Origin of the sequence: Corallococcus sp. AS-1-12 (assembly GCF_020036995.1) — a bacterium.
In the GTDB taxonomy this organism is placed as follows: Bacteria; Myxococcota; Myxococcia; order Myxococcales; family Myxococcaceae; genus Corallococcus.
In genome coordinates, this window is sequence record NZ_JAIQDD010000008.1 from 1 (window position 1) to 10140 (window position 10140).

General features: G+C 72.3%; 7 protein-coding genes. 4 read left to right on the forward strand and 3 right to left on the reverse strand.

What is annotated here, in order from left to right; all coding sequences use genetic code 11:
- The first annotated feature begins 509 nt into the window (after positions 1-509).
- From K8556_RS15250 to K8556_RS15260, 3 genes are all read left to right on the forward strand, one after another.
- The gene (locus tag K8556_RS15250) at positions 510-1415 is read left to right on the forward strand and encodes a DUF2381 family protein (protein ID WP_223740808.1); all 906 of its coding nucleotides are present in this window, start codon (positions 510-512) and stop codon (positions 1413-1415) included.
- Positions 1412-3337, forward strand: a complete 1926-nt coding sequence (locus K8556_RS15255) for a serine/threonine-protein kinase (RefSeq protein WP_223740809.1) — start codon at positions 1412-1414, stop codon at positions 3335-3337. Before K8556_RS15250 ends, K8556_RS15255 begins: the two co-directional genes overlap by 4 nt.
- A gap of 117 nt (positions 3338-3454) precedes the next feature.
- Entirely contained in the window at positions 3455-4618 is a 1164-nt protein-coding gene (locus tag K8556_RS15260) for a protein kinase (RefSeq protein ID WP_223740810.1), read from the forward strand.
- Between the two features lie 24 nt (positions 4619-4642).
- Here the strand turns inward: K8556_RS15260 and K8556_RS15265 are convergent, their stop codons facing one another.
- Entirely contained in the window at positions 4643-7540 is a 2898-nt protein-coding gene (locus K8556_RS15265) for a PAS domain-containing protein (RefSeq protein ID WP_223740811.1), read from the reverse strand.
- A gap of 184 nt (positions 7541-7724) precedes the next feature.
- On the opposite strand from K8556_RS15265, the gene K8556_RS15270 reads away from it, so the two are divergent.
- Positions 7725-8105: a response regulator gene (locus K8556_RS15270; RefSeq protein ID WP_223740812.1), complete on the forward strand. Its 381-nt coding sequence runs from the start codon at positions 7725-7727 to the stop codon at positions 8103-8105.
- 10 nt (positions 8106-8115) lie between these two features.
- Here the strand turns inward: K8556_RS15270 and K8556_RS15275 are convergent, their stop codons facing one another.
- Both K8556_RS15275 and K8556_RS15280 read right to left on the reverse strand, forming a co-directional pair.
- Entirely contained in the window at positions 8116-8493 is a 378-nt protein-coding gene (locus tag K8556_RS15275; RefSeq protein WP_223740813.1) for a response regulator, read from the reverse strand.
- An 89-nt stretch (positions 8494-8582) separates the two neighbouring features.
- Positions 8583-10037 (reverse strand): response regulator, encoded by a 1455-nt coding sequence (locus K8556_RS15280; RefSeq protein ID WP_370639929.1) that lies wholly within the window; start codon positions 10035-10037, stop codon positions 8583-8585.
- Positions 10038-10140 lie beyond the last annotated feature (103 nt).

Sequence of the window (10140 nt, forward strand, 5' to 3'; positions counted from 1 at the left end):
TCAGGGCGCCCGGTGCGCCGCCCACTTCCTACGGAGCGCGCTCCGCTTGGCCGTCCCCGGGGCGATCCGCTTGGCCGCCCCCGCTATGAACAGCTTGGGTGACCCCGCTGCGATCCATTACCCCGGCCCATGACACGCTGGCACAGGGAGTTCTTCCGTTCGTTCCATACGCCAGCCATCGAGGATGTCGTCGTCGCGGGGACGTTCGAGACGCGTCAGGCGGCGGAAGAGTGGTTGGCGAGTGGCAGGGGGCAGGATGGAGACCTCCTCCGGATCGCGGGGCAGGGGTTCCAGGTCATCCGGACCCGCGGAGGACAGCAGGCGCTCTTGCGGACCCCCTTGCCTGAAGAGCTCATGAAGAAGTTCCCCCCGGGCCCAACGTAGATGCTTCCGCGGGGCAACCCGCCGCATGCCGGGCCTCGAACCTCCCCGTCACGTCACCCCCGTCTGTTAGGGTGCGATGCTGGAGGTTGCCGCTCGTGCTCACACCCCGTATGGTTGTCTGTCCAATGCTGCTGATGCTGCTGGGGGTGGCGGTTCCGGCGTGGGCCGGGGCCCCCGGACCGCGCGTCCCCCGGGAGCGGAAGCTGGTGGTGCGGGCGGAGGAGGCCACGACGCTGCACCTGCTGCGCGTCGCTCCCGGGACCGTCACCACCGTCGTCTTCAACGAGGACATCCTGCCCGCGTCCGTGGACGCCCAGGCCCTGGCACCGCTGTTCGGGCAACTGAAGGTGTACCCGGGCGTGATGGTGCTGCGCCCCGCCGTGGCCATGCCGGAGTCGTCCCGGCCGCTCATCACCGCGCGCTTCGCGGGCGAGGACGCGCCCCGGCAGGTGTCCTTCCTGCTCGTCACCGACCCCAAGGAGGTGGACACCGTCGTGGAGGTGTCCCGCCACGCGCTGTCCGCCGAGGACCTGGGTGAGGAGTTGGCCCTGTTGCGAGGACGGTGCGTCGCCGCGGAGGCGGGGCTCGCCACCCTGCGCGCGCAGTGTGCCCAGACCGGACTGGCGGGGGCGGTGCTCACCGGCGCGCTGGGGTCGGAGGCGGTGTTGGTGGAGCGATCTCCTGCCGCCGTTGGAACGCCGGGCCTGAAGGTCGTGGGAAGTGCGCTTCTCTACCGCCACATCCGAACCCGGTTGATGACCTTCACCCTGAGGATTTCACCCGATGCCGCCGCGTGGGTGCCCGGCGCGGGACGGCTCATCCAATTGGGGCCGGATGACAAGGAGGAGCGGGTCATCCACCGGGAGATTCCCGTCCGGATGCTGGAGGCCCGGCTGGCACCCGGCACGAGCGGCCAGGTGGTCCTGGAGTGGCACATGCCGCAGGACCTGGTGCCCCAGGCCCGCTATGTGCTGGAGGTCTGGAATCAGGAAGGTGATCGCTCCGTGCGATGGAAGGGACTGTCCCTGTGAGCAGCGAGTCACCCGAGCTGGGGCTTCGCCATGCGGAGGCGGTGCTGGGGCGGGTCCTGCTGTCCCCCGAGTGGTTGCCGCCTGGGACCCGGGTGGACCGCTGGGAGGTGGTGGAGCGGTTGGGCGCGGGGGGGTATGGCACCACGTACTCCGTGCGCCGCGCAGGCCGTCCTCGGGGCCGGCTGTATGCCTTGAAGTTGTCCCGGCGACCCGGAGAGCGGTGGTTCGCGCGGGAGGCGGCGCTGCTGGCCCGCGTGCGGCACCGCGCGGTGGTGCGGTTGATCACCCACGGTGTCTGGCGGTTGGGGCCCGTGGAGCACCCCTATCTGGTGATGGAGTACGTCGAGGGGGAGTCGCTCTATGCATGGGCGCTGGCCCGCAACCCCACGGCTCGACAGGTCACGGGCCTGCTGGTGCAGGTGCTGGAGGCGCTGGCCGCCGCGCACCGCCAGGGTGCGCTGCACCGGGACTTCAAGGGGGACAACGTCCTGGTCACGCCTGACGGCAGGGTCAAGGTCCTGGACTGGGGCGCCGGTTGGTACGCGGGCGCACCCGTGCTCACCGCCACCGCCCGGTTGCCGCCGGGCAGTCCGCGCTACTACAGCCCCCAGTTGTTCATGTGGCGCGTGCTGTCGGAGCGTCGGCCCGGCGCTTCCAGCCCCTATGCCTACTCCGTCGCGGACGAGCTGTACGCGGTCGGCGTGAGCTTCTATCGCCTGTTGACGGATCAGTACCCGGCCGCGCAATGGGGCATGCCCCGGGAGGCAGCGGAGCCTCATGGCCTGCGCGCCGTGCGGGACCTCAACCCCCACGTGCCGGAGGCGCTGTCGGAGGCCTTGATGCGGTTGCTGGCCTTCGAGCCGGAGCGGCGCCCCGAGAGTGCGGCGTTGCTGGCGGGTGAGCTGCGCCAGCGCCTGACGGATGGCGGGCCTGCCTGGGATGCGCCGCTGTTCGACTGGCGCGAACGGACCGCCAGCGGCTCCCGCACGACCCTGGAGGCGGAGGAGGTCCGGGGGCCCGTGATGCCGGGGCAGGAGGTCGCCCTGCGGGACGCCCGCGTCCGCCACCTGGAGGCGGTCCGCCGGCTTCGCGAGGTCCGTGAGCTGCGCAGACGCGATCCCGCGAGGGTGGCCGCCGCCGAGGCCCGGTCGCTCCAGTCGCGGGGGCGCGGGGGCCGCGCGCGGCTGCTCTTCTGGGGCGCGTTCACGGTGCTGCTGGTGGGGCCGCTCGTCGCCGGGCTCACGGTGTGGGGCTTGTGGCGGGCCCTGGCGCGGGAGGAGCCCGCGCTGGCGGTGAGCGAGGCGCGGAACGTCCAGCAAATGGCGCCCCGTCCCGGGCCGGAAGAAGCTCACAAGCCATTGACGGACACCTCCCCACCCGTCCCCTTTCCACAGGAGAAAGCAGCCATGACTCCCCCTTCGCCGCAGCAGGCGGCCGTCATTCCCACGCCCGCCCGGTCCGGCACGCTCAAGCGGTGCTCCGCGGCGGTGGGTGCCGCCGTCCTCACTGCCTGCACGGGCGCCCAGGTGCGGCCGGACGCGAGCCGATGCCCCACGGGGGCCCTGGAGGCCATGCGGAAGCTCGGCCTGAACAAGACTGGCAGCGCGAGCATCTACACCGACATCAGGCAGCCCGGCATGGGCTCTGAAGACGCCATCGTCCACGACGGCCCCATCGTCAGCCTCGTCATCGAGCAGTACGGCGACCTGCCCAAGGGGACCCGCCTGTATGGGCGCCTCTGGACGGGGGAGGGCCGGGTCACGGGCCGCTACACCCAGGCGGAGCTGCCGGACGGGAGCATCCATCCCGTGTGCTTCGTCTACGGGAACTTCGATGGCGGCGAGTGGAACGAGGGCTCCAAGCCCGGCGCGGTCCGGGTGCCGCGCACCTTCGCATATACCGTCGTGGATTCGTTCCCGTGAGTCCTGCTTGCGGGACCGCCGGGCCGGAAGAAACGTTCTAATACAACCTGATGGGTCCTGGAGAATCAGGCTACTCGAAAAGTAGTCTGGCGTTGTTTTCCAAGGAGCCCGCACGGCATGAGTCCTTCCAGGAAGGTGAAGCCTCCCCTGCCCGAAGTGCTGTTCAAGACCGGGTCCAGGTCGTTTGAACTGGAGCGGATCCTTCGGCGGCGCGGCCACGGGGAGCAGCACTTCCTGGCCGTCCGGAGGCAGCCCGGACATGAGCCCGTGCCGGTGTTCCTCCAGGCGCTGTCCCTGCGCGGCGGGGAGCTCTCCCCGTCGAGGGATCCCCGCGCGCGGTTGCAGGAGACGCTGGCACTCTCACGGCTGCTGGAGCATCCGCGCATCGCCCGGCTGCACGGCGGCCACGAGGTGGGTGACCTGCTCTTCCTCGAGTGGGAGCGCGTCCCGGGCTGCACGCTGGATGACGTGGCGATGCTGCCGCTGGTGTATGTGCATGCGTTTTCCGAGGCGTTCCTGGTGCACGTGGGCCGCCAGCTCGCGTCGCTGCTCGGGTTCCTGCATGGGAAGACGGACGCGCGGGGCGCTCCGCTGGGCTTCGTGCACCGCGACCTGCATCCGCAGGGCCTCCGGTTCGGGCCCGGGGGCGCGGTGGCGCTCACGGACCTGGGGGATGTCCTCTCCCGGATGCCGGGACGGGTTCCCTCCAGCATCACGCGCCCGCACGGCGAGGTGTACTACGGCGCGCCGGAGGTGCTGTTCGGGGAGGGGGCGGATGCGCGCTCGGATCTCTTCTCGCTGGGGCTCATCCTGCTGGAGCTGGCGACGGGCCTGCACCTCTACAGCCTGCCGCGCGCGCTCATGGGCGACCTGGAGGCGCGGCTGACGGACGCGGACGCGAAGCGCGTGTTCCAGGGGATGATGGTGGCGGCGCAGGCGGGGCACGGCTCGGACGAATACGCCGACGTCGTGATGCACGCCGCCGCCTACCGGTCGGAGGACCTGGAGTCACTGATGGCGCGGCTGTCACCCGGGCTGCGCGCCATCCTCCACCGGCTGCTGCGCCGGGAGCCGTCGGAGCGCTACGCGACGGCGGAGGCGCTGGAGGCGGACCTCCATGTCCGGGCCGTGGAGCTGGGCGGTCCATACGGAGGGCCGGAGGCGGCGGAGGAGCTCCAGCGGGCGCTCGCGATGACGGCGCCGCTGCTGAAGGCATTCCAGACGGACGTGGGCGCGTTTCCGCCGGGCAGCGTGCTGCACCTCCCGACGCCCGCGGCCTGAGCCGGTGGCACCGGCCCCGCGCACCTAGACTCCCGCCGCCGGCTTCGCGTCGGTGTGCGGCAGCCTCACCGTGAACGTCGTGCCGGCCTCCCGCGTGGACGTCACGTCGATGGTGCCGCCGTGCGCCTGCACGATGGTGCGCACGATGTAGAGCCCCAGGCCCACGCTGCGCGTCGCCGCGTCCACGCCCGGCGCCCCGCGCTGCATGGGCTGGAAGATGCGGGGCAGCACGTCCGCGGGGATGGGCTCTCCGGCGTTGTGCACCTCCAGCAGGACGCTCCCGGGCACCTCCCGCAGGCGCACCGTCACCGGCGTGTCCTCCGGCGAGTACTTCAGCGCGTTGCCCAGCAGGTTGATGAGCAGTTGCGTGACGCGGTCTGGATCCCAGCAGCCGCGCGGGCCCGCCTGCGGCAGCGACACCTGGAGGTCCCGCTCCGGGGCGGTCATCCGCGCCTCGTCCACCACCTGGCGCACCAGCGCCCCCAGCTCCAGGTCCTGGCACTGGATGGGGAGCCCGCCGCCCAGGCGCGCCTGGGTGAAGTCCAGCAGGTCGCGGATCATCCGCACCGCGCGCTCCGCGGAGGACTGGATGCGCAGGACGGCCTTCGTCGCGCGCTCGTTCAACTCCTCGCGCCTCAGCAGCGACGTCGTGCCCAGGATGATGGCGTTCAGCGGGTTGCGCAGGTCGTGCGACACGATGCCCATCAGGTACTGCTCGAACTCCGCGCGCTGGCGCGCCGTCTCCTCCGCGAGCTTGCGCTCCGTCACGTCCAGCCCCGTGCCCACGAAGCGCACGGGCTGACCGTCCGGCCCGAAGTGCACGTGGCCCCGTCCGGAGATCCAGCGCACGGGCTGGCCGTCCTGGGAAAGCCGCACGCGGAACTCGCTCGCGAACTCGCCGGAGCCCCCGGGCCGGGCGGCCTCCGCCATCGCGTGCTCCACCTGGGGCCGGTCCTCGTCCAGGACGAACCGCATGACCTCGTCGAGCGCCACCTCCGCCCGCTCGGACAGCCCCAGCATGGCGCGGAAGCGCGCGTCCCAGGTGGTCCGGCCCGTGGCGAGCTCGATGTCCCAACTGCCCATGTCCGCCGCGTCCAGCGCCAGCCGCAGGCGCTCCTCGCTGGCCTGGAGCGTCTCCGCCAGCCCTTCCGCCCGCTGACGGGCGCGCACCGCCTCCGTGACGTCGCTGGCGACGACGAGGATGCCCTGCAGGCCGACCTCCGCCTCGTGCAGCGGCTGGTAGACGAAGTTGAAGTAGGTGTCCTCCAGGGCGCCGCCGGGGGCCCGGGCCAGCCGGATGCGCAGCTCATGGCCCACGTAGGGGATGCCCGTGGTGAGCACGCCGTCCAGCAGCTCCCGGATGCCCTGCTCCTTCACCTCCGGCAGGACGTGGAGCAGGGGGCGGCCCAGGACCTGGGCGCTGGCGCGGCCCCAGAGCTGGCAGACGCGTTCGTTGGCCAGCTCCACGACGTGCTCGGGGCCGCGGAGGATGGCGAGCGCGACGGGGGCCTGCTGCAACAGCCGGTGCAGATGCCCGAGCGCCGTGTCCGCCTGGACGCGCGCGGTGCGGGCCTCCAGGAGCAGCCGCGCGCGGCCGCACTCCTCCTCGCGCTGGAGGGTGACGTCCTGCATGGCGCCCACCATGCGCACGCCCCGGCCCGTTGCGTCCCGCAGGATGACGCCCGTGTCCAGCACCCGCACGGCGCCGCCCTGGCGGTGGATGAAGCGGTACTCGTCCTGCCACCGCGCCTGCGTGCCCCGGATGGCCGCGTGGATGCCGTGCTCCACCCGCTCGCGGTCCTCCGGGTGGATGCGCTCGACCCACCAGCTCGCCAGGGGGCCTGTCTCCTCGGGCGCGAAGCCGAGCAGCCGGCGCGTCTCGCCGCTCCAGGTCACCTCCTGGGTGAGCAGGTCCCAATCCCAGACGGTGTCCGCGGCGGCCTGGCTGGCCAGCCGGTAGCGCGACTCGGACACCTCCAGCCGCGTGGCGGTCTCCCGGAGCTGGCCCATCAGCAGGGCGCGGTCGAGGATGCCGGAGAGGGTGTCCACCAGCGTCTCCAGGAAGCGCCGGGTCCGCGGCGGCACCGGCCGCGCCTCCGCGAAGCCCACGCAGAGCACGCCCATCAGTTCGCCATGGGGCCACAGCCGCAGGCCCAGGAGCGTGCCCCAGCCGGGGACGTGCAGGCCCTCGCGCGCGGCGTCCTCCAGGCCCCGCGCCTGCGTGAGCGCCAGCGGCTCCTCCGAGCGCGCCACGCGGCCCAGGAACGACGGCCCCTGCGAGTCCACCCACCGGCCCGGGGGCGGCACCCGGTGCTGGGTGTGCGCGACGGGGACCATCCGCCGGCCCCCCGCGTCCACGAGGAACAGCTCCGCTCCGGCGGCCTCCATCGCCCGGACGATGAGCTCCACCAGCGGCCTCACCGCGCCCTGCATGTCCGCGCCGGGCTCCAGCGACCGGGGCGCCAGCGCGTCCATCTGGCGCAGGAAGCGCTTCTCCCGCTGGCGGTCCTCCAGCGAGTAGCCGGAGAAGAGGACCCCCACGTGGTCCATGGCTTCTTCCAACTGCTCGAAGAGGCACTGGAGGTCCGCGGCGCCGGGCTTGCGCTCCGGCCGGGCGTCCTCCCAGAGCTGGGGGATGAGCCGCCCCAGCAGCGTGTACTCGTCCGTCGCGTCCTCCTGCGTGGCGCCCACGCGCAGCCGCAGGTTGATGTGGGCCTCCTCCATGCGCGCCCGCGTCTCCAGCCGCTCCGGCGTGGCGCCGTGCCGGCAGATGGCCGCCACCGCGTGCAGGTACTCCGGCAGCGTGGAGATGACCTCCGACGGCTTCAGGCCCTGCGTGCTCTCCAGCCCGCGCGCCGCCTCCGCGAAGCGCCGCACCAGGACGTCCAGGTTCGCTTCGATGAAGTCCGCAATCAGGTTCATGGTGCCGTAGAGAGGGGGTTAGGGGCTCGGGCCCGCGGGTGCAACCGACCCGCCTGGTTTCGCTCGCGATTCCCGACAGGCGGGCGGGCGGGGCCTGCGCCGCGTGACACTTCCTCGCGCGACGAGGGCCCGGGGTCACGTCATTCCTTGGCGCTCGTAGCAATACCTGCGTAGGCTGCCGCCCGTGAGCAGCACCCCCTCGCGTTCCATCATCCTCATCGTCGACGACGAACCGGACCTGCGCGAAGTCGTGGCGGAGTTGCTGGAGATGGAGGACTACACGGTGCTCCAGGCCGCCAACGGCCAGGCCGCGCTGGACGTCCTCGCCACGCACGGCGACCCGCCCTGCCTGGTGCTGCTGGACCTGATGATGCCGGTGATGGACGGACACGAGTTCCTCCACCGGCTGCGGGAGGACGCGCGCTACCGCGAGCTGCCCGTGCTGATGCTCACCGCGCACTTCTCCGCCAAGGCGCCGCCGGGCACGGTGGGCCTCTTGCGCAAGCCCGTGGACATCGCGGAGCTGCTGGCCATGGTGGCGCGGCACTGTCCCGCCGCCGCCTGAGCGCGGGGCTTCACGCCAGGGCGGTGTGCACCGCGATGGCGTCCAGCAGCTCCTCCAGCTTCACCGGCTTGCCCAGCCGTCCGGACACGCCTTGCGGCAGGGGCAGGGTGGGGTGCGCCGTCAGCACCAGCACCCGCGTGAGCGCGAGCGCGCCCGTGCCGCGCAGGTGTTCGATGAAGGCGTGGCCGTCCATCACCGGCATCACCAGGTCCAGCAGGACGAGCGCGGGCATCCGCTCCTGCTCCGCCAGCACGTCCAGCGCGTCCTGGCCGTTCACCGCCGTGAGGACGCGGTAGCCCTCCGACTCCAGGATTTCGCGCAGCGCCTCGCGGACGTCTTCGTTGTTCTCCACGAGGAGCAGCGGGGGGCGGTGTTGCGAAGTGGACACCCCTTCACCGTAGGGCACGGGCTCCAGCGTTTCCAGGGGGCTCGTGGGCCTGGACGCCCGGGAGGCGCGGGGGCAGGGCGCCTCGTGGCTCATGCGCCGCCGCGCGGCAGCGTCAGGGTGAAGACGGTGCGCTCCGCGTCCGACGTCACGGTGAGCGTGCCCCGGTGGCCCCGGGCAATCTGGTCGGAGATGAAGAGCCCCAGCCCCAGGCCGGACGGGACGTGGGCGCCCGTGTGCGCGCGCTGGAAGGGGTGGAACAGGGTCGCCAGCTCCTGCGGCGCGATGGGCGCTCCCGGGTTGCTCACCCGCGCGAGGACCTGGTCCGGCTCGCCCACGAGCGCCAGCTCCACGGGGGCGTCCGCGGGGCTGTACTGGAGCGCGTTGCCCACCAGGTTGCTCAGCACCTGCGCCAGCCGATCCGCGTCCCAGTTCCCCGTGAGGAGGCCGGTGGACGTCACCTTCACGGTGCGGCGGGGGTGCACCAGCTCCAGCTCCTCCACCACCTGGCACGCCACCTGGCCCAGGTCCGTGGCGGCGGGGCTCAACGGGATGCCGCTGCCCAGCCGGCTGCGGGTGAAGTCGAGCAGCTCGGTGATCATCCGCGTCATCCGGTCCGTGCTGAGGATGATGCGGCTGGCGGTGCGCTCCAGCGCCGGAGGCAGTTGCTCGCTGGCGACGAGGAAGCTGGCGCCCATGCGGATGGAGTGCAGGGGGTTGCGCAGGTCGTGGCCCACGATGCCCAGGAAGCGCTCGCGGAACTCCGCGGACGCGCGCAGCTCGGCCTCCGCCTGCTTGTGCCGGGTGACGTCCACCAGCACCGTGCCCACGCCCACCACCTCTCCCCGGGCGGTGCGCACCGGGTGGTAGCTGGCCATCACGTGCAGCCCGCCGCCGGGCGCGTCCGGGTGCTCCAGCGTGAAGCCCACCTCCTCCACGGGCTCGCCCGTCTCCATGACGCGGCGGAGCAGCGGCTCCAGCCGGTCGGCGAAGCGGGGCAGGACCTCCGCCAGCGTCCGGCCCGGGTAGGCGTCCACGGACAGCCCGTCCAGCTTCGCCATGCGCGCGTTGACGCGCACGAAGCGCAGGTCCCGGTCCAGCAGCGACAGCCCCACGGGCGAGGACGTGAGCAGCGCGTCCAACTGCGCGAACACCTCCGCCTTCTCCTCGCTGGAGCGCCGCACCTCGTCCGCCAGCCGCTTGGTGCGCGCGAGCGCGTCCACCCGCGCGCGCACCTCCTCCGTGCGGAAGGGCTTGGACACGTAGTCATTGGCGCCCGCGCGCAGGCCCTGCACCAGGTCCTCCGGCCGCCCGTGCGAGGTGAGCAGCAGCACCGGCAGGGCCTGCGTCTCCCGCTGGCCGCGCAGGAACTGACAGACCTCCGGACCGGACATTCCCGGCATCTCCCAATCCAACACCACCACGTCCGGTGCCCGTCCGGCGTGCAGCCGTTCGAGCATCGCCGCGCCGTCCGGGAACGTCTGCACCTGGAAGCCCGTTCCAAGCGCCGTCTTGATGAAGAGCGCTTCGCTGGCGCTGTCATCCACCACCCAGACACAAGGTGCGAGCTCTGGGGGACTCGGAGGAGGGCCCGGCGGGCGGGGGAAGGAGGCGTCGGGCGGAGGAGGGGGGCGCATGGATGGAATTCAG